This window comes from Candidatus Foliamicus sp., from assembly GCF_965221325.1.
Classification (GTDB): Bacteria; Pseudomonadota; Gammaproteobacteria; order Steroidobacterales; family Foliamicaceae; genus Foliamicus.
In genome coordinates this window covers 1,262,437-1,285,369 of record NZ_OZ244880.1, presented here as the reverse complement: position 1 = coordinate 1,285,369, position 22,933 = coordinate 1,262,437, and the positions used below count along the sequence as shown (strand labels likewise).

The window sequence follows — 22,933 nt, the reverse complement described above, 5'->3', positions numbered from 1 at the left end:
TCAGCGCGGCGGGTCGCGGTTGATCCTGGCGAGCGAGATGGTGCGGTCGCGGTGGCCGTCGAGCCGGTCGAGCGCCTGCAGATCAGCCCCGGAGATCAGATAGACGGCGCCGCCTTCCGCCGATTCCGGGATGCCGATCAGGAGGTCCGGCGCTTCATCGCCGTCCAGGTCGCCGGGCGCCTGAAGCACGGGCGCGGCGTCACCCCATGCCGGACAATCCTGCACCGCATAGGAGTTCGGATGCGGCCACACACCGTTCAGCGGTTCGGCACTGCCCGTGCCCGACATTGCGCCGCTGAAGACATCCGCCGCCGCAAACAGGTAGGCGCATACGCCATTCGCCTGATCCGCCGGCGGCAAGCCCACAAGCAGATCAGCGCGGCCGTCGCCATCGAAATCGTCCAGGCCGATGCGCGCACCTTCCCCGGCATCCAGGTCGAACGTCCAGCGCCCTGGCAGACTGTCGCCAACGCGCAGACGCAACTCGCCATCGCCGGCGCCATCCTCCGCATCCAGCGCCGCAAGCCGGTCGCTTTCGCCGGACGTCACGAACACCCGCAACACCGGGCGCGCATCCGAGAACGCGGCAGGCAGCACCAGGTCCGGACTGCCGCCGCCGTCCACATCCCCAACCAATACATGCGCACCCAGTTGCGTGTGCGGAGTCTCGGTCTGCAGCTTCCAGGAATGCGCGCCCGCCGCCACGCGGCCCAGGTCAATACGCCTGTCTTGCGTTCCGTCTTCCGCATCAATCGCCCGCCAGTCGCGGCTGCCGACCACATACACCGCGCCGCCACCCGAACCCGCGTCTTCCCGGCCCGGCGCGCCGACCACCAGGTCCGACAGACCGTCGCCATCAAAGTCCGCCGCGCTCAGGCCGCGGCCCGCCGCATCGCCGGACTGCTCTCCGGCAAACGTCCCGTCATAAGCCGCCTGCGCGCCAAGGTCCCCGAGGATCAGACCCACCAAGCCCGCTTCGTCCTCCGCCAGCGACTCCGCAACAAGCAGATAGCTGCGGTCGTCCCCACCGGCGTCGCGCGCCGCAGCAAGCCCGTCGCCCGCAGTGCGCTGCAGGCCGGACATGCGCCGCGACGCCCGCCCGTTACCCATAAGCGCGCTCAAATCCAACACGCCATCCGTGGCCCCGTCCTGGGCATCGGCATCCGCCAAATCCGTCCCGGATACCACATACACCGCCTGCCCGCCGTCCGGCCCCGTCACAATACCGAACTCCGGCGCACCATCGCCGCTCAGATCACCTACCGCAAACACCGCAACAACCGCCGCCTGGCCCCGGCTTCCCCGCAGCTTCCAGTATCCCGGCCGCGCCGCAATGCCGGAAGCCGCCACGCCCCCATCCTCCACACCGTCGGCATTGTCCGCCAGGCCCAACTCCGGCGCCGACAGCACATATACCGCACCACCGGTTTGCGCACTCGGCGCACCCAACGCCACTTCGGGCAGGCCGTCGCCGTCGATGTCTCCTATCACCGCAAGCGACTGTCCAAGCCGGCTGTCCGCAGCTTCCGCCTTGAACCGGAACGAACGCAGCGCCGAACGCGCCGGGTCCAGTGGGAATACATCCAGTCTGTCCTCCACCCCATCGCCGTCGTCGTCCGCATCCGCGTTGTTGCCTATACCGTCGCCGTCCGTGTCCACGCTTTCCGACGGGTCCAGCGGAAACGCGTCTTGCGCATCGGCAACTCCGTCCCCATCGTCATCGGTATCGGCGTTGTTGCCCCAGCAATCGCCATCGGCGTCACTCCACTCGCCGGCGTCCAGCGGGAAAGCGTCCTCGGCATCCTCCACCCCGTCGCCGTCATCGTCCGCGTCCAGCGCATTCATCACGCCGTCGCCGTCCGTGTCGCCGGCAAAGTTCGCAAAATGCAGCCGCCGGTCCGCCGCGCCATCCACAGCATCCAGCACCGCAAAGTCCACCGCCATCAGCAGGTAAACGCTCGGAGGACGCCATTCCTCCCGCCCGTCGAATCGGGCCTTGCGCGCCGCGCCCAGCAAGATGTCCGAGGCGCCGTCGCCGTCCAGGTCCGTCCAGGCATGGCCGCTTGCTCCCAAAAAGTCGTAAGGCGCGCCACCGCGCATCACATAGGCGGCGCCCGCACTCTCCACGGCCTCGCGGCTGACCATCCCCCCGGTGTTCACTTCAGCTTCCGTCAACGCCGGCATGGCATACAGATAGGCGCCGCCCGCACTGCAGGCGCCGCCGGGAGCCGGGAACGCGCCACGCAACTCCAGCACGGTATCGGCAGACGCCCCGAACCGCAGGGTCCCACCGCCGCCAAAGCCCAAAGCCATCGACGGCCGGAACCGGCCCGCCACGGAGACATCGATACGCCCGTCCTCCAGGCCGTCGCCGGCGTCCATGGCGGACAGTCCAGCGCCCGATAGCAGGAAGGCATGCTCAGCACCGGTACCCAGCATTAAGTCCGCCACGCCGTCGCCGTTCATGTCGCCCGCTGCCTCCACAAAGCGGCCCAAGCCCGGATCGGTGCTACCGGCACGGGCCGCGAAGCGGTAGGCGCCGTTGCCGGCAGCGCGCGCCAGCGCAATGGTGCCATCCGCCGCCCCGTCCGCCGTATCCAGTTCGGCCAGCCGGCCCCCGGATATAAGGTACGCCCCGCCCTGCTGTTCGCCATTCTGTTCCGCCTGCAGCTCTCCAGCACCCATGAGGATGTCCGCCACGCCGTCGCCATCCGCATCGCCCACCGGCGCCAGCGCCGAGCCGGCAAGATCGCCGTCCACTTCCCGCACAAAGCGGTAGGAGTTGGGCTGCGCAGCCACGTTGCCCAAAGCAATCCGCCCGTCCGCGTCTCCGTCCGCCGCATCGGCCGCCTCAAGATCACCGCCCGCCACCAGGTAGAACGCACCCGCCATCCAAGAACCATAATCCTGGGCAGGCATCCCTTGTGCTCCCAAGAGGAGCTCCGGCCTGCCGTCGCCGTCACGGTCGGCAAGCATCGCCACCTGCACACCTGCGTAGTGTCCCGAGCCCGCTCCATCAAGCCGGAACGACCCGCCAAGACCCACGGCGAGATCCAGCCGCACCGTTCTGTCGCGCGCGCCGTCCGCTTCGTCCGCAGCCGCAAGGTCCGCACCCGACACAAAATACGCAGCGCCCGCTTCGTTCTCCATACCAGGCGCACCCACCAGCACGTCCGCCACCCCGTCGCCGTCCATATCACCGCGTGATGCAAGAGCCTGCCCGGCATTGCTGCCCGGCGCGCCGAGCAGACGCCACGACGACTCCCCATGCGCGATGTTGGACAAGTCAATCACCCGGTCCCGCAAACCGTCCGCCAGGTCGAGGCGTTCGAAGTCTTCGCGGGAAACCAGGTATGCCGACCCGTTATCAAGACCGCCTTCCCCTGCATCGTCATAAGAGGGCGCGCCCAACAGAACGTGAGCGTGCTCACCGCCCGCACCCTGCCATGTACCCGGATACATGCCGTCCCCTACCCCTTCGCCGGCAAACTCGTAGGACAGCAGGTCAGACCGGGACGCATCCAAGGGAGCGAGATCCATGGCATCCGGCGTGCCGTCGCCGTCGTCGTCCGTATCCGCGTTGTCGCCCACGCCATCCCCGTCCGTATCGACTGTCTCGGACGCATCCAGCGGGAATGCGTCCGCGTTGTCGCCCACGCCATCCCCATCGCTGTCGGCGGACTCCAAAGCATTCAACGGAAAGGCGTCCGCGTTGTCGCCCACGCCATCGCCGTCGGTATCCGCCCATTCACTCGGGTCCAGCGGAAACGCATCGTCGCCGTTCGCCACGCCGTCACCGTCATCGTCCGCGTTCACGTCGTCGTCAACGCCGTCGCCGTCGTCGTCCGCATCCGCGTTGTCGCCGATCCCGTCGCCGTCCGTATCGGCCCATTCGGCCGGATTCAACGGAAAGGCGTCTTCCTCATCCTCCTGCCCATCGCCGTCGTCGTCCGGGTCCGCATTGTTGCCGATACCGTCGCGGTCGGTATCCACCCATTCGTTCGGATCGAGCGGAAAAGCGTCGCTGCGGTCCGCACGCCCGTCGCCGTCGTCGTCACCGTCCGCGTTGTTGCCTACACCGTCCCTGTCGGTGTCCTGCCATTCCTCCGGATCCAGCGGAAACATATCGTCACTGTCGTCGCGCCCATCGCCGTCGTCGTCCGCATCCGCGTTGTCGCCCACGCCATCCCCGTCGCTGTCGGCCCACTCGTTCGGATCCGAAGGAAAAGCGTCGTCTTCGTTCGCTACGCCGTCGCCGTCGTCGTCCACTTTGTTGTCGCCGTCCGCGTTGTCGCCTATGCCGTCGCCGTCGCTGTCCCGCCATTCCGTCGGATCCAGCGGAAAAGCGTCGTCATCGTCCGCCCAGCCGTCGCCGTCGTCGTCCGCGTCCGCGTTGTCGCCGACACCGTCGCCGTCCGTATCCACCCATTCCGTCGGATCCAGCGGAAAAGCGTCGCTGCCGTCGGCACGCCCGTCGCCGTCGTCGTCGCCGTCCGCGTTGTCGCCGATACCGTCGCCGTCCGTATCCACCCATTCCGTCGGATCCAGCGGAAAAGCGTCACTGCCGTCGTCGCGGCCATCGCCGTCATCGTCCGGGTCCGCGTTGTCGCCGATACCGTCGCCGTCCGTATCCCGCCATTCCGCCGGATCCAGCGGAAAAGCGTCGCTGCCGTCCCCCTGCCCGTCGCCGTCGTCGTCCGCGTCCGCGTTGTCGCCTATACCGTCCCCGTCGGTATCGGCCCATTCCGCCGGATCCAGCGGAAAAGCGTCTTCGCCGTCGTCGCGCCCATCGCCGTCGTCGTCCGGATCCGCGTTGTCGCCCGTGCCGTCCCCGTCCGTATCCCGCCATTCGTTGGGATCCAGCGGAAAAGCATCGTTGCCGTTCGTCACGCCGTCGCCGTCGTCGTCCGCATCCACGTCGTCGTCAATGCCGTCGCCGTCGTCATCCGAATCCGCGTTGTCGCCTATACCGTCCCCGTCCGTATCCTGCCATTCACTCGGATCCAGAGGGAAAGCATCGTCGTCATCCGCCCAGCCGTCGCCATCGTCGTCCGTGTCCGCGTTGTCGCCGACACCGTCGCCGTCCGTATCCAGCCATTCGTTCGGATCGAGCGGAAAGGCGTCACTGCCGTCTGTACGCCCGTCGCCGTCATCGTCGGTGTCCGCGTTGTCGCCGACACCGTCGCCGTCCGTATCCAACCATTCCTCCGGATCCAGCGGGAAAGCGTCTTCACCGTCGTCACGCCCGTCGCCGTCGTCGTCGCCGTCCGCGTTGTCGCCGACACCGTCCCCGTCCGTATCGGCCCATTCGGCCGGATCGAGCGGAAAAGCGTCGTCGCCGTCGTCGCGCCCATCGCCGTCGTCGTCCGCATCCGCGTTGTCGCCGACCCCATCGCCGTCCGTATCGGCCCATTCGGCCGGATCGAGCGGAAAAGCGTCTTCACCGTCGTTCCGCCCGTCGCCGTCGTCGTCCGCATCCGCGTTGTCGCCGACACCGTCGCCGTCCGTATCCAACCATTCCTCCGGATCCAGCGGAAAAGCGTCGTTGGCGTCGTCACGCCCGTCGCCGTCGTCGTCCGTGTCCGTGTTATCGCCTACCCCGTCGCCGTCCGTATCGGCCCATTCCTCCGGATCCAGCGGAAAGGCGTCGTTGGCGTCGTCGCGCCCATCGCCGTCATCGTCCGTATCCGCGTTGTCGCCCGTGCCGTCCCCGTCGGTATCCACCCATTCGTCCGGATCCAGCGGAAAAGCGTCGTTGGCGTCCTCCCGGCCGTCGCCGTCGTCGTCAATGTCCGCGTTGTCGCCGATGCCGTCGCTGTCGAAATCGCTCCATTCCGCCGGATCCAGCGGAAAGGCGTCGTTGGCGTCGTCGCGCCCGTCGCCGTCATCGTCCGTATCCGCGTTGTCGCCTACCCCGTCGCCGTCAAAATCGCTCCATTCGTTCGGATCAAACGGGAACGCGTCGCTGCCGTCCGCACGCCCGTCGCCGTCGTCGTCCGTGTCCGCATTGTCGCCAATGCCGTCCCCGTCGAAATCACTCCACTCGGCCGGATCGAGCGGAAAGGCGTCGTCGCCATCCTCCCGCCCATCGCCGTCGTCGTCCGTATCCGCGTTGTTGCCGACGCCATCCCCGTCCGTATCCACCCATTCGTCCGGATCCAGCGGGAACGCATCGTCCGCATCCTCCCGCCCATCGCCGTCGTCGTCCGGGTCCGCATTGTTGCCGACGCCATCCCCATCGGTATCCACCCATTCGCCCGGATCGAGCGGAAAAGCGTCGTTGGCGTCGTCGCGCCCGTCGCCGTCGTCGTCCGTATCCGCGTTGTCGCCTACCCCGTCCCCATCGGTGTCCAGCCACTCGTTCGGATCGTTCGGAAAAGCGTCCTCGCTGTCCTCAACACCGTCGCCATCCGTGTCAACTATCGGGGCGTCAACACGCTCGCGGACTTGGGCGTACTGAAACGCAATCGTGTTCAAATGAGTCACCGCATCGGCAGCCCTGCGCCGCCCCCCTTCCACGCCGCAGGGCTTCGTCCCTTTGAATCCCTCGCATTGCAGGTCCGGACTTGAGAAAACGTTCCTCCAGCGCGAACCACTGCGACTGTAGCTCATGATGGTATGGAAATCCGCTTCCTCCGCATGACCGCGCGACCACAGCCAAGAGCCTCTTTGTGCCTGCCACTGGGAGTGGCTCAGCCCCATTAAATGGCCGAGCTCGTGCGCCAATACCCGCGCAGTACAGAGGTCAAAGACCCATGCCTGGTACCATGAACGAAGAATTTCGAGATCCGTTGGTGGCAGTTCCCCTCGGGTGTAACTTGACAGCGTGTAGGCGACTCCGCAAAGACCGCCCTGACCCTCGCTGTCGCGAAATTCAACCGCCAGGTCGCTGCCGAGCCGGTTTAGCTCTCGAAGCCTCAGCTCGGTGTCTATCGGTTTACCACGCTCAGTAGCTTCCGCCTCGACCGTTCCCGACAATCGAAACCGGAAATCCACTTTGCTGTCACCAAGGTACGCGTTGGTCAGAGCGAACATGTGCGCGATGCGCGTGTCTGCAGTCTGTTCGCCGGCAACCTTCTCATCCACCAAGTCCGACCAATTCTCGTCGTACAGCGCAAGCACGTCGACTTCGATATTGCGGTCCGGGGTTGAAGCCGCGTTCTCCGGATTGGTGCCCATCAACTCCTCATTGAGGTCCCCAACACCGTCTCCATCACTATCCTTCAGGTAATCGACATCCTGCACACTAAAGGCGCCAGTGAGTGTCACCGGAAGCTCCATGAACGCGCGATCGGGCATCTGCCAATTCCCTGGGCTGGTCTCCTCGTGAATCTGGAGAGACAAATGCCAGCGGCCATCTCTGGTTTCTTCAGGAGTGACCTCGTAGGTGAGCAAGTCGACAGAATCGCCCGATGGCGCGATCGGTTCAAGCTCAATGGCGGCGGAAACGAAGTTTTTTCCCTTGTAGCGTTTTTTTCGTGCGTGGACTTCCAATTTCAACGCGCCACTATCCTCATCGCGATCGTTGCGAATGCCCACTGTCACCCGCAGCGTCTCGCCGTCGCTTTCCACCCGGCAAGGGCACTCGATGGATATGTCGGCGAGAAAGACCGCCTGCAGGGGCGCGTTCCATCCGAACGCCGCTACCCCACCCGCGAGCAACGCAAGGAGTGTTGTACGCCTCAAGGAGACCGTTCGCCTTGGTTGTGCCATCTCAATCGCCGATTCTAAGACTATTTCGAGTGAGGATTCCTGGTGACCCAAGTGCTCCGAATACCAAAAAGGCTATCTTCTGCAGTCGCTCAGCGCGGCGGGTCGCGGTTGATCCTGGCGAGCGAGATGGTGCGGTCGCGGTGGCCGTCGAGCCGGTCGAGCGCCTGCAGATCAGCCCCGGAGATCAGATAGACGGCGCCGCCTTCCGCCGATTCCGGGATGCCGATCAGGAGGTCCGGCGCTTCATCGCCGTCCAGGTCGCCGGGCGCCTGAAGCACGGGCGCGGCGTCACCCCATGCCGGACAATCCTGCACCGCATAGGAGTTCGGATGCGGCCACACACCGTTCAGCGGTTCGGCACTGCCCGTGCCCGACATTGCGCCGCTGAAGACATCCGCCGCCGCAAACAGGTAGGCGCATACGCCATTCGCCTGATCCGCCGGCGGCAAGCCCACAAGCAGATCAGCGCGGCCGTCGCCATCGAAATCGTCCAGGCCGATGCGCGCACCTTCCCCGGCATCCAGGTCGAACGTCCAGCGCCCTGGCAGACTGTCGCCAACGCGCAGACGCAACTCGCCATCGCCGGCGCCATCCTCCGTATCCAGCGCCGCAAGTCGGTCGCTATCGCCCGACGCCACGAACACCCGCAATCCCTGGCTGCCATCCGAGAACGCGGCAGGCAGCACCAGGTCCGGTCTGCCGTCGCCGTCCACATCCCCAACCAATACACGCGCACCCAGTTGCGTGTGCGGATTATCGGATCGCAGCTTCCAGGAATGCGCCGCCGAGGCCACGCGGCCAAAGGCAATACGCCTGTCTTGCGTCCCGTCTTCCGCATCAATCGCCCGCCAGTCGCGGCTGCCGGCCACATACACCGCACCGCCGCCCGAACCCGCGTCTTCCCGGCCCGGCGCGCCGACCACCAGGTCCGACAGACCGTCGCCATCGAAGTCCGCCGCGCTCAGGCCGCGGCCCGCTGTATCTCCGGCCTGCTCGCCAGAAAACGTCCAGTCGTAGATCGCTCGCGCGCCGACATCCCCGAGGATCAGGCCCGCCAGGCCCGCTTCGTCGTCCGCCATCGATTCCGAAACAAGCAGGTCCGCACGACCGTCATCATCCGCGTCGCCAATCGCGGCAAGACCATCGCCCGCAGCGCGCCGCAGCCCGGATACACGCCGCGACGCCCGCCCATTACCCGACAGCGCACTCAAATCAAGCACGCCATCCGATGTCCCGTCCTCCGCGTCGGCCTCAGCCAAGTCCGTTCCGGATACCACATACACGGATTGCTCCCCGTCCGGTCCCGTCACAACGCCGAACTCCGGCGAACCATCCCCGGTCAGATCACCCACCGCAAACACCGAAACGACCGCCGATTGCCCCTCGCCTCCCCTAAGCTCCCAGGACCCGGCCCGCGCCGCGATGCCTGATGCCGAAACAGCACCATCCTCCGCACCGTCCGCGTTGTCCGTCATGCCCAGCTCCGGCGTGGACAGCACGTACGCCGCACCGCCGGTCTCTGCGTTTGGCGCACCCAAAGCCACTTCGGGCGTTCCATCGCCGTCGATATCCCCTATCACCGCAAGCGAGCTGCCAAGCCGGCTGTCTTCCGTTTCCGCGTCAAACCGGAATGAACGCAGCGCCGAGCGCGCCGGATCCAGCGGGAATAAATCCAGCCTGTCCTCCACGCCATCGCCGTCATCGTCCGTATCGGCGTTGTCGCCCACGCCGTCGCCGTCGGTGTCCACCCACTCCGTGGGATCGAGCGGAAATGCGTCGTCCTCGTCAACGAACCCGTCGTCATCGTCATCGAAATCGATGTTGTTGCCCACGCAATCGCCATCGGGATCGCCCCATTCGGTAGCATCAAGCGGAAAGGCGTCCTCGACATCCGGAACGCCATCGCCGTCGTCGTCCGTATCGAGCGTGTTGGACAGCCCGTCCCGGTCCGTGTCGCCTGCAAAATTGCCAAAGTGCAACTGACGATCCGCCAATCCGTCCGCGGCGTCTAGCAGTGCCAGATCGACCGCTGCAAGCAGGTACACGCTAGGCGACCGCCATTCCTTCAACCCATCGAATCGAGCCATGCGGGATGCATCCAGCAAGATGTCCGAAGACCCGTCTCCGTCAAAGTCTGTCCAAGCGTTGCCGCTTGCTCCCAACCAGTCGTACGACGCACCTCCGCGCAATACGTAGGACTCGCCCGCCCGTTCCACGGCCTCCCGGCTGACGACTGCAAGGTCGGAATCTACTTCAGCTCCGGTCAACGCCGACATGGCGTTCAGATAGGCGCCGCCAGCCTTGCAGGCTCCGCCGGGAATGTGCTGTGTGCCGCGCAACTCCAGCGCGACATCGGCGGCTATTCCGACACGCAATCTTCCCCCGACGCCAACATCTACCAATGCCATTGACGCCGGAAACCTGCCGACCCAGGAGGTGTCGATGCGTCCGTCTTCAAGGCTGTCGGCGGCGTCCATCTCGCTTAGACTTGCGCCCGATATCAAGAATGAACCCGAATTGCTCTCCAGCAAGAAGTCCGCAGAGCCGTCCCCGTCAATGTCGCCCGCCGCCTCCACGAATGCGCCCAAGCCCCAGAATCTCCACCTATAACCAAAAGTTCTCGGGGTCGCGAAGCGGTAGGCGCCGTTGCCCGCGGAGAGCGCCAGATCAACGGTTCCATCCGTCGACCCGTCCGAGGCGTCCAACTCCCCCAGCCGCGCTCCGGAGACCAGGTACGCCACGCCCTGTTTATCGCCGCTTTGTTCCGCCAGTAGTTCCTGAGCGCCTATCAGAATGTCCGCCACCCCGTCGCCGTCCGCGTCTCCTACCGATGCAAGCTTGCCGGCACGGTCGCCAGCCAATTCCCGCGCAAATCGATAGGAGCCCGGCTGCGAGGCGGTGTTGTCCAGGGCGACCCGACCGTCCTCAGCTCCGTCCGCCGCGTCAGCCGCCTTCAGATCGCCGCTCTCCACCAGGTAGACAGCGACCGCCATCCACGAACGATACGAATCGCCGGACAATCCTTGAGCGCCCACGAGGATTTCCGGTCGCCCGTCCCCGTCCCTGTCTTCTAGCGCCGCCACCTCGCCGCCCGCGTAATGATTCGAACCCTCTCCTTCAAGCCGGAACGACCGGCCGCTGCCGACCACAAGTTCCAGTCGAACAGTTCGATCACGCTCGCCGTCAGCCGCATCCGCGGCCGGCAGATCCGCACCCGACACGAAGTACGCCCCGCCCGCGTAGTTATTCAACCCAGTTGCTCCCAACAGCAGGTCAACTACGCCGTCGCCGTCCATGTCTCCTGTTGATGTCATGACTTGGCCGACACGGCTGCCCGGCTCTCCGATAAGCCGCCACGACGATTCCCCCTCCTCTATGTTGGACAAGTGGACCACTCGGTCCCGCAGACCGTCCGCCGAGTCGAGGCGTTCGAAATCCGCTCGCGAAATCATGTACGCCGCCCCGGTATTTTCGTTGGTGCCCGGTACGTCGAAATAGCGCGCGCCTAACAACACGTGAGGCTGTCCGTTGTCACCGCCCTCCCACGTCCCCGGAATTAAAAAGTCCCACAGTCGTTGGCCGACAAACTCATAGGAGACCATATCCGTACGGGTCGCATCCAGAGGAGCCAAATCGGTCGCGTCGGGAGTACCGTCGTTGTCGTCGTCCGGGTCAGCGTTATCGCCTATGCCGTCGCCATCCGTGTCGGCGGCCTCCGATGCGTCCGATGGAAAAGCGTCAGCGTTGTCGCCAACGCCATCCCCATCGGAATCCGTCGATTCGGAACTATCCAGCGGGAAAAGATCCTCAGCATCCGAAACGCCGTCACCGTCATCATCGGTATCGGCGTTGTCCCCAATGCCGTCGCCGTCAGTGTCAAGGCTTTCCAACGGGTCCAACGGAAGCGCATCTTGTACATCCATGACTCCGTCGCCATCGTCGTCCAAATCAGCGTTGTTGCCCAAGCAATCGCCATCCGTATCTACCCACTCAGTAGCATCAAGCGGGAAGGCGTCCAGCCCATCCTCCACGCCATCGCCGTCGTCGTCCTCGTCAAGCGTGTTCAAAAGTCCGTCGCCGTCGGTGTCGCCGGCGAAGTTTCCGAAATGCAGAACTTGATCTTCGGACCCGTCCGCCGCATCCAGCGCTGCCAAATCGGCCGCCATCAGGAGATAGACGCTCGGTGGCCGCCATTCCTCACGCCCATCGTCTCTCCAACCACGCCCCGCAGCCAACAAGATGTCTGAAGCCCCGTCGCCGTCAATGTCCGCCCACACGTTGCCACTACGCCCTAAGTGGTCTTGAGGCGCGCCGCCGCGCATGACGTAGGTTTCGCCTACGCTTTCCACGGCCTCGCGGTCAACCATGAACTCTGAGTTCAATTCAGCCTCGGTCAACGCCGACATCGCATGCAGATAGGCACCGCCGACATGGCAGGCGCCCCCGGGAGTGTGGAACTGGCCGCGCAACTCCAGCGCGACATCGGCAGCCGCTCCGAACCGCAGGCTTCCAATGGAGCCAACATTTACTAAAGCCATCGACGACCGGAACCTGCCGACCCGGGAGGCATCGATGCGTCCGTCTTCAAGGCCGTCGTCGGCATCCATCAAGCCCAGCCGGGAGCCCGATATCAAAACGGATGCCGATGAACCCGCGCCCAGCATGAAGTCCGCCAAGCCGTCCCCGTCCATGTCACCAGCCGCCTCCACAAATCGGCCCAAGGCCCATAAACGAAGATCCGAAGCGGCATCGCTCGGGGTTGCGAAGCGGTAGGCTCCGTTGCCGGCAGCGATCGCTAGTTCAACGGTGCCATCCGCCGACCCGTCCGCCGCGTCCAACTCGCCCAGCCGCGCCCCGGAAACCAGGTACGCCGCGCCCCGCTGATCACCGCTCTGTTCCGCCCGCAACTCTCCGGCACCTATGAGAATGTCCGCCACACCGTCGCCGTCCGCATCGCCAACCGACGCCAGCGCAGAACCGGCACGGTCGCCGTCCACTTCACGCACAAACCTGTAGGAGCCCGGCTGCGCGGCCACGTTGCCCAGAGCGATCCGACCGTCCGCATCACCGTCCGCCGCATCCGCCGCTTCCAGATCGCCGCTCGCCACCAGGTAAACCGCGCCCGCCATCCACGAACCATAATCTTCAGCAGGCATCCCCTGAGCGCCCACAAGAATCTCCAGCCTCCCGTCCCCGTCCCGGTCAGCGAGCACCGCCACCTCGACGCCCGCGTAGTGATTCGAACCCTCTCCATCAAGCCGGAACGACCCGCCAAGGCCGACCGCGAGAGCCAGCCGCACCGTTCGATCACGCTCGCCGTCCGCCTCGTCCGCGGCTAGAAGGTCCGAGCCCGACACGAAATATGCCGCGCCTGCATCGTTCTCCAAAGACGCACCCACCAGCACGTCCGACACGCCGTCGCCGTCCATGTCCCCGCTTGATGTCAGGGTTCGCAGGTAACTCATCGGCTCGCCAATCAGACGCCACGACGATTCTCCATGCGCTATGTTGGACAAGTGAATCACGCGGTCCCGCCGACCGTCCGCCAAATCAAGACGCTCGAAATCCCCGCGAGAAACCATGTACGCCGCCCCGCTGTTGTCGTTGGACCCCGTCTCAAACGCGTCGTAATAAGGCGCGCTCAACAGAACGTATGCCTGCCCGCCGCCCGCGCCGTCCCATGTTCCCGGCTCCAAAGAGTCCCTTACCCCTTCGCCGACAAACTCGTAAGAGCCCAAGCCTCCCCTCTCGGGGTCCTCGGGGAAGCCATCGGAATTGTCGCCAAGGCCGTCCCCGTCGGTATCGAGCCACTCGTGCGGGTTATGCGGAAATACATCAACCCCGTCTTCCACACCATCGTTGTCGTCGTCCGTGTCCGCATTGTCGCCAATGCCGTCGCCATCGGTGTCGACCGTCTCCTGCGCATCCATAGGAAAGGCGTCGGCATTGTCGCCCACGCCGTCGCCGTCGGAATCGGCCCATTCCGCAGCATCCAGCGGGAAGGCGTCCTCGGTATCGCTGAATCCGTCGTTGTCGTCATCTTCATCCGCGTTGTCGCCTATGCCGTCGCGGTCCGCGTCCGAAGATTCGGCGGCGTCGAGTGGAAAAACGTCCTCGGCATCCGGCACACCGTCGCCGTCGTCATCCTCGTCCGTCCGATCGCCCACGCCGTCGCCGTCGGTGTCCCGCCAATCCGTGGGGTCGCGGGGGAAATCGTCCACCGCATCCACGAAGCCGTCGCCATCGGCATCAGGTTTGCTATCGCGGATGCGGGCGAACTGATACGCAACCGCATTCAAGCTGGCCACTGCGTCGGCGCCGGCCTCAAGGTTCCTTTCCACGCCGCATGCCTCGGCTTCGCCACTATTGCCAACGCACGATGTTCCCGGACTCGAAAAGACCCCCAACCCGCGCGAGCCATCATGTCCGTAACTCATGATGGTGTTGAAATCGGCTTGCTCCGCGTGCCCTCGCGACCAACGCCAAGTCCCTATTTCGCCTTGCCATTTGGAGTGAGCTAAACCCAACAAGTGGCCAAGCTCATGCGCCAACGTCGTTGCAGGGCAAGGGAAGAATAAGCCGCTATAAACTGTTGCTCGGTAACCGCCCGTGCGGAAAGTCTGAACTTCGGCGTTGTTCAGGTCCCCTCTCCGACGATACATGGGCAGGTGGGCCCTACCGCACAACCCCCCACCTCCCTTGCGAAATTCAACCGACAAGTCGCTGCCGTGCAGCTCGACCGCGGTACGGGCAATTTCGGGGGCCAACTGTTCGCCTTGTTCAAGGTCTACTTCAACCGCGCCGACCAATCGATACCGGAAATCCACTCCACTGTCCCCAAAGTGTGCATTGGCCAAGGCAAAGGAATGCGCGATGCGCGTGTAGGCTTCGGCGGTTCCCCAGGCTGGCGACCAAAGGTTGCCGCGGAAAGCGAGCACGTCGATTTCGACGTTCCGCTCAGGTGTTGAAGCCGGGTCCTCCGGATCGGTTCCCATCAGGCGCTCGTTGGCGTCGCCAACGCCGTCTTCGTCGGTATCCCTCAGATAATCGAGATCCGGGACATCGAATGCTTGGTGCAATTCAACGGGTAGCTCCATGGCCAGTTTGTCCCGCCTCACCCATGCGCCATCCGCAGTCAATTCCTCAAGCTCCAGATGCAGATTTTTCGGGCCTTCGCCGAATGACTCAAGCGTGACTTCGTGCGTGACCGAAGGAATCGAATCACCCGACATAAGGATCTCGCCGAGTTCTATGGAGGCGATATTGGTGCTGCTGATCGCCCACCGCTCCTCAGCCGCTGTTATACGCAGCCGCAATTCGCCGCTGTCGCGGTTCAGGTAGCTGCGTACGCCCGCTGTGACCCGCAGTGTTTCGCCGTCGCCCTCTATCCGGCACGGACATTCAAGGAAGATGCCATCGCCCTCATACTCCGCATACGCAGGGGCGGAGCCGGAAAACGCGGCCAGCAGTGCGGCAAACCCAGCAGGGCCGGCCAGAACCGCCGCGGTGGACTTGCTCATTAAGGGAGCGCTCAGCGCGGCGGGTCGCGGTTGATCCTGGCGAGCGAGATGGTGCGGTCGCGGTGGCCGTCGAGCCGGTCGAGCGCCTGCAGATCAGCCCCGGAGATCAGATAGACGGCGCCGCCTTCCGCCGATTCCGGGATGCCGATCAGGAGGTCCGGCGCTTCATCGCCGTCCAGGTCGCCGGGCGCCTGAAGCACGGGCGCGGCGTCACCCCATGCCGGACAATCCTGCACCGCATAGGAGTTCGGATGCGGCCACACACCGTTCAGCGGTTCGGCACTGCCCGTGCCCGACATTGCGCCGCTGAAGACATCCGCCGCCGCAAACAGGTAGGCGCATACGCCATTCGCCTGATCCGCCGGCGGCAAGCCCACAAGCAGATCAGCGCGGCCGTCGCCATCGAAATCGTCCAGGCCGATGCGCGCACCTTCCCCGGCATCCAGGTCGAACGTCCAGCGCCCTGGCAGACTGTCGCCAACGCGCAGACGCAACTCGCCATCGCCGGCGCCATCCTCCGTATCCAGCGCCGCAAGCCGGTCGGCATCGCCAGACGTCACGAACACCCGCAGCGCCGGGCGGGCATCCGAGAACGCGGCAGGCAGCACCAGGTCCGGTCTGCCGCCGCCGTCCACATCCCCAACCAATACACGCGCACCCAATTGCGTGTGCGGATTATCGGTCTGCAGCTTCCAGGAATGCGCCGCCGAGGCCACGCGGCCCAGGGCAATACGCCTGTCTTGCGTCCCGTCTTCCGCATCAATCGCCCGCCAGTCGCGGCTGCCGATCACATACACCGCGCCGCCGCCCGAACCCGCGTCTTCCCGGCCCGGCGCGCCGACCACCAGGTCCGACAGACCGTCGCCATCAAAGTCCGCCGCGCTCAGGCCGCGGCCCGCCGCATCGCCGGACTGCTCTCCGGTAAACGTCCCGTCATAAGCCGCCTGCGCGCCAATGTCCCCGAGGATCAGACCCACCAAGCCCGCTTCGTCCTCCGCCAGCGACTCCGCAACAAGCAGATAGCTGCGGTCGTCCCCACCGGCGTCGCGCGCCGCAGCAAGCCCGTCGCCCGCAGTGCGCTGCAGGCCGGACATGCGACGCGACGCCCGCCCGTTACCCATAAGCGCGCTCAAATCCAACACGCCATCCGTGGCCCCGTCCTGGGCATCGGCATCCGCCAAATCCGTCCCGGATACCACATACACCGCCTGCCCGCCGTCCGGCCCCGTCACAATACCGAACTCCGGCGCACCATCGCCACTCAGATCACCTACCGCAAACACCGCAACAACCGCCGCCGGGCCCCGGCTTCCCCGCAGCTTCCAGTATCCCGGCCGCGCCGCAATGCCGGAAGCCGCCACGCCCCCATCCTCCACACCGTCGGCATTGTCCGCCAGGCCCAACTCCGGCGCCGACAGCACATATACCGCACCGCCGGTTTGCGCACTCGGCGCACCCAACGCCACTTCGGGCAGGCCGTCGCCGTCGATGTCTCCTATCACCGCAAGCGACTGTCCAAGCCGGCTGTCCGCAGCTTCCGCCTTGAACCGGAACGAACGCAGCGCCGAACGCGCCGGGTCCAGCGGGAATACATCCAGTCTGTCCTCCACCCCATCGCCGTCGTCGTCCGCATCCGCGTTGTTGCCGATACCGTCGCCGTCCGTGTCCACGCTTTCCGACGGGTCCAGCGGAAACGCGTCTTGCGCATCGGCAACTCCGTCCCCATCGTCATCGGCATCGGCGTTGTTGCCCCAGCAATCGCCATCGGCGTCACTCCACTCGCCGGCGTCCAGCGGGAAAGCGTCCTCCGCATCCTCCACCCCGTCGCCGTCGTCGTCCGCGTCCAGCGCATTCATCACGCCGTCGCCGTCCGTGTCGCCGGCAAAGTTCGCAAAATGCAGCCGCCGGTCCGCCGCGCCATCCACAGCATCCAGCACCGCAAAGTCCGCCGCCATCAGCAGGTAAACGCTCGGAGGACGCCATTCCTCCCGCCCGTCGAATCGGGCCTTGCGCGCCGCGCCCAGCAAGATGTCCGAGGCGCCGTCGCCGTCCAGGTCCGTCCAGGCATGGCCGCTTGCCCCCAAAAAGTCGTAAGGCGCGCCACCGCGCATCACATAGGCGGCGCCCGCACTCTCCACGGCCTCGCGGCTGATCATCCCCCCGGTGTTCACTTCGGCTCCCGTCAACGCCGGCATGGCATACAGATAGGCGCCGCCCGCACTGCAGGCGCCGCCGGGAGCCGGGAACGCGCCACGCAACTCCAGCACGGCATCGGCAGACGCCCCGAACCGCAGGGTCCCACCGCCGCCAAAGCCCAAAGCCATCGACGGCCGGAACCGGCCCGCCACGGAGACATCGATACGCCCGTCCTCCAGGCCGTCGCCGGCGTCCATGGCGGACAGCCCAGCGCCCGATAGCAGGAAGGCATGCTCAGCACCGGTGCCCAGCATGAAGTCCGCCACGCCGTCGCCGTTCATGTCGCCCGCCGCCTCCACAAAGCGGCCCAAGCCCGGATCGGTGCTACCGGCACGGGCCGCGAAGCGGTAGGCGCCGTTGCCGGAAGCGCGCGCCAGCGCAATGGTGCCATCCGCCGCCCCGTCCGCCGTATCCAGTTCGGCCAGCCGGCCCCCGGATATAAGGTACGCCCCGCCCTGCTGTTCCGCCTGCAGCTCTCCAGCGCCCATGAGGATGTCCGCCACGCCGTCGCCATCCGCATCGCCCACCGGCGCCAGCGCCGAGCCGGCAAGATCGCCGTCCACTTCCCGCACAAAGCGGTAGGAGTTGGGCTGCGCAGCCACGTTGCCCAGAGCAATCCGCCCGTCCGCGTCTCCGTCCGCCGCATCGGCCGCCTCAAGATCACCGCCCGCCACCAGGTAGAACGCACCCGCCATCCAAGAACCATAATCCTGGGCAGGCATCCCTTGTGCTCCCAAGAGGAGCTCCGCCCTGCCGTCGCCGTCACGGTCGGCAAGCGCCGCCACCTGCACACCTGCGTAGTGTCCCGAGCCCGCTCCATCAATCCGGAACGACCCGCCAAGACCCACCGCGAGATCCAGCCGCACCGTTCTGTCGCGCGCGCCGTCCGCTTCGTCCGCAGCCGCAAGGTCCGCACCCGACACAAAATACGCGGCGCCCGCTTCGTTCTCCATACCCGGCGCACCCACCAGCACGTCCGCCACCCCGTCGCCGTCCATATCACCGCGTGATGCAAGAGCCTGCCCGGCATTGCTGCCCGGCGCGCCGAGCAGACGCCACGACGACTCCCCATGCGCGATGTTGGACAAGTCAATCACCCGGTCCCGCAAACCGTCCGCCAGGTCGAGGCGTTCGAAGTCTTCGCGGGAAATCAGGTATGCCGACCCGTTATCAAGACCGCCTTCCCCTGCATCGTCATAAGAGGGCGCGCCCAACAGAACGTGAGCGTGCTCACCGCCCGCACCCTGCCATGTACCCGGATACATGCCGTCCCCTACCCCTTCGCCGGCAAACTCGTAGGACAGCAGGTCAGACCGGGACGCATCCAAGGGAGCGAGATCCATGGCATCCGGCGTGCCGTCGCCGTCGTCGTCCGTATCCGCGTTGTCGCCGATCCCGTCGCCGTCCGTATCGACTGTCTCGGACGCATCCAGCGGGAAAGCGTCCGCATTGTCGCCCACGCCGTCCCCGTCGCTGTCGGCGGACTCCGAAGCATTCAACGGAAAGGCGTCCGCGTTGTCGCCCACGCCATCGCCGTCGGTATCCGCCCATTCACTCGGGTCCAGCGGAAACGCATCGTCGCCGTTCGCCACGCCGTCACCGTCGTCGTCCGCGTTCACGTCGTCGTCAACGCCGTCGCCGTCGTCGTCCGCATCCGCGTTGTCGCCGATACCGTCGCCGTCCGTATCGGCCCATTCGTTCGGATTCAACGGAAAGGCGTCTTCCTCATCCTCCTGCCCATCACCGTCGTCGTCCGGGTCCGCATTGTTGCCGATACCGTCGCGGTCGGTATCCACCCATTCGTTCGGATCGAGCGGAAAAGCGTCGCTGCGGTCCGCACGCCCGTCGCCGTCGTCGTCGCCGTCCGCGTTGTTGCCTACACCGTCCCTGTCGGTGTCCTGCCATTCCTCCGGATCCAGCGGAAACATATCGTCACTGTCGTCGCGCCCATCGCCGTCGTCGTCCGCATCCGCGTTGTCGCCCACGCCATCCCCGTCGCTGTCGGCCCACTCGTTCGGATCCGAAGGAAAAGCGTCGTCTTCGTTCGCTACGCCGTCGCCGTCGTCGTCCACTTTGTTGTCGCCGTCCGCGTTGTCGCCTATGCCGTCGCCGTCGCTGTCCCGCCATTCCGTCGGATCCAGCGGAAAAGCGTCGTCATCGTCCGCCCAGCCGTCGCCGTCGTCGTCCGCGTCCGCGTTGTCGCCTATACCGTCGCCGTCCGTATCCACCCATTCCGTCGGATCCAGCGGAAAGGCGTCGCTGCCGTCGGCACGCCCGTCGCCGTCGTCGTCGCCGTCCGCGTTGTCGCCGATACCGTCGCCGTCCGTATCCACCCATTCCGTCGGATCCAGCGGAAAAGCGTCACTGCCGTCGTCGCGGCCATCGCCGTCATCGTCCGGGTCCGCGTTGTCGCCGATACCGTCGCCGTCCGTATCCCGCCATTCCGCCGGATCCAGCGGAAAAGCGTCGCTGCCGTCCCCCTGCCCGTCGCCGTCGTCGTCCGCGTCCGCGTTGTCGCCTATACCGTCCCCGTCGGTATCGGCCCATTCCGCCGGATCCAGCGGAAAAGCGTCTTCGCCGTCGTCGCGCCCATCGCCGTCGTCGTCCGGATCCGCGTTGTCGCCCGTGCCGTCCCCGTCCGTATCCCGCCATTCGTTGGGATCCAGCGGAAAAGCATCGTTGCCGTTCGTCACGCCGTCGCCGTCGTCGTCCGCATCCACGTCGTCGTCAATGCCGTCGCCGTCGTCATCCGAATCCGCGTTGTCGCCTATACCGTCCCCGTCCGTATCCTGCCATTCACTCGGATCCAGAGGGAAAGCATCGTCGTCATCCGCCCAGCCGTCGCCATCGTCGTCCGTGTCCGCGTTGTCGCCGACACCGTCGCCGTCCGTATCCAGCCATTCGTTCGGATCGAGCGGAAAGGCGTCACTCCCGTCGGTACGCCCGTCGCCGTCATCGTCGGTGTCCGCGTTGTCGCCGACACCGTCGCCGTCCGTATCGGCCCATTCCTCCGGATCCAGCGGGAAAGCGTCTTCACCGTCGTCACGCCCGTCGCCGTCGTCATCCGCATCCGCGTTGTCGCCGACCCCATCGCCGTCCGTATCGGCCCATTCGGCCGGATCCAGCGGAAAAGCGTCGTCGCCGTCGTCACGCCCATCGCCGTCGTCGTCCGCATCCGCGTTGTCGCCGACCCCATCGCCGTCCGTATCGGCCCATTCGGCCGGATCCAGCGGAAAAGCGTCGTCGCCGTCGTCCCGGCCGTCGCCGTCGTCGTCCGAATCCGCGTTGTCGCCGACACCGTCGCCGTCCGTATCCAACCATTCCTCCGGATCGAGCGGAAAAGCGTCGTTGGCATCGTCACGCCCGTCGCCGTCGTCGTCCGTGTCCGTGTTATCGCCTACCCCGTCGCCGTCGGTATCGCTCCATTCCGCCGGATCCAGCGGAAAGGCGTCGTTGGCGTCGTCGCGCCCATCGCCGTCATCGTCCGTATCCGCGTTGTCGCCCGTGCCGTCCCCGTCGGTATCCACCCATTCGTCCGGATCCAGCGGAAAAGCGTCGTTGGCGTCCTCCCGGCCGTCGCCGTCGTCGTCAATGTCCGCGTTGTCGCCGATGCCGTCGCTGTCGAAATCGCTCCATTCGGCCGGATCCAGCGGAAAGGCGTCGTTGGCGTCGTCGCGCCCGTCGCCGTCATCGTCCGTATCCGCGTTGTCGCCTACCCCGTCGCCGTCAAAATCGCTCCATTCGTTCGGATCAAACGGGAACGCGTCGCTGCCGTCCGCACGCCCGTCGCCGTCGTCGTCCGTGTCCGCATTGTCGCCAATGCCGTCCCCGTCGAAATCACTCCACTCGGCCGGATCGAGCGGAAAGGCGTCGTCGCCATCCTCCCGCCCATCGCCGTCGTCGTCCGTATCCGCGTTGTTGCCGACGCCATCCCCGTCCGTATCCACCCATTCGTCCGGATCCAGCGGGAACGCATCGTCCGCATCCTCCCGCCCATCGCCGTCGTCGTCCGGGTCCGCATTGTTGCCGACGCCATCCCCATCGGTATCCACCCATTCGTCCGGATCCAGCGGAAAAGCGTCGTTGGCGTCGTCGCGCCCGTCGCCGTCGTCGTCCGTATCCGCGTTGTCGCCTACCCCGTCCCCATCGGTGTCCAGCCACTCGTTCGGATCGTTCGGAAAAGCGTCCTCGCTGTCCTCAACACCGTCGCCATCCGTGTCAACAATCGGGGCGTCAACACGCTCGCGAATCAGGGAGTACTGAAACGAAACGGCGTTCAAATGAGTCACCGCATCGGCAGCCCTATGCCCCCCTTCCACGCCGCAGGGCTTCGTCCCTTTGTGTCCAACGCACAGTATGTCTGGACTTGAGAAAACGTTCCTCCCGATCGACCCGTTACGAAAGTAGCTCATGATGGTATGGAAATCCGCTTCCTCCGCGTGGCCGCGAGACCAAGGCCAAGAGCCTCTCTCTCCCTGCCACCAGGAGTGGGCCAGCCCCATCAAATGGCCGAGCTCATGCGCCAATGTAGGCCCCGAGCAACTGCCATACACATGTGCGGTGTAGGCATCCTCACGAATATTTCGAAGGACGTCGTCTGACAAATGCCCTCGACGGCCCCAACCGAAACCGTTAGCCTGACCGCAATACCCGCGGTAGTAGCCTTCATAGCTGCGAAACGCAATCGACAGGTCGCTTCCATACAACTCCGCCTTGCCGCGCCGCAATTCGATGTCTATCCTTTTACCCGCTTCCGCATCAACTCCTTCCGGACCCACCAGTCGGAACCGGAAATCCACTCCGCTGTCTCCGAGGTACGAGTTAGCCAAGGCGAACACGTGCGCGATACGCGTTTGGGCGCTTTGGTCGCCCCCTTGCTCAAGCGCCCACTTGTTGTCGTAAAGCGCGAGCACGTCGATTTCGATATTGCGGTCCGGGGTTGAAGCCGCGTTCTCCGGATTGGTGCCCATCAACTCCTCGTTGAGGTCACCGACGCCGTCTCCGTCTGTATCTTTCAAGTAATCGTGGTTCGTCACACTGAAGGCACCGCCCAAATCAACCGGACCTTCCATCATCACAGCGTCGGCGGACCCAGACGGCGAATACACCTGGTCCCATTCCTCTGGAGGCTCTTGTCTAATGGCGACATACACATACAACGAACCCGCTGGGGACTGGTCCAGAGCGACTTCGTGGGTAACCAAATCGATCGAGTCACCCGAAGGGACAACTTGGCCAAGCTCAAGAGTACCGATGTTGAACCCTTCCCCGTTGGGATCCCAGTATTCCGACCGCCTCTGGCTTGCATAGACTGTCAGCCGAACATCGCCGTCGTGCTGGTCGTGGTCGTTACGCACGCCCAGCGTCACCCGCAGCGTTTCACCGTCGCTTTCCACTCGGCAAGGACACTCGATTGTTATGTCCGTAACAAATTCTGCGTACAGCGGCGCGTTCCATCCAAACGCCGCGAGCAACGCAAGGAGGGCTGTGCGCGTCGGGTGAGT

The 22,933-nt window shown here is 65.3% G+C and carries 3 protein-coding genes; all 3 read right to left on the bottom strand.

What is annotated here, in order from left to right; genetic code table 11:
- The 3 genes from ACWCOO_RS05755 to ACWCOO_RS05745 all read right to left on the bottom strand — a co-directional run bounded on the left by ACWCOO_RS05755 (window position 1) and on the right by ACWCOO_RS05745 (window position 22,825).
- Window positions 1-7,686 (bottom strand): thrombospondin type 3 repeat-containing protein, encoded by a 7,686-nt coding sequence (locus ACWCOO_RS05755; protein ID WP_446830047.1) that lies wholly within the window; start codon window positions 7,684-7,686, stop codon window positions 1-3.
- Between the two features lie 116 nt (window positions 7,687-7,802).
- A complete protein-coding gene (locus ACWCOO_RS05750; protein WP_446830046.1) occupies window positions 7,803-15,233 on the bottom strand; it encodes a reprolysin-like metallopeptidase in 7,431 nt (2,476 codons plus the stop codon).
- Window positions 15,234-15,244: 11 nt separating this feature from the next.
- Window positions 15,245-22,825 carry a thrombospondin type 3 repeat-containing protein gene (locus ACWCOO_RS05745; RefSeq protein WP_446830045.1) on the bottom strand — a complete coding sequence of 2,527 codons (7,581 nt, stop codon included), beginning with the start codon at window positions 22,823-22,825 and terminating at the stop codon, window positions 15,245-15,247.
- Between the last annotated feature and the right edge of the window lie 108 nt (window positions 22,826-22,933).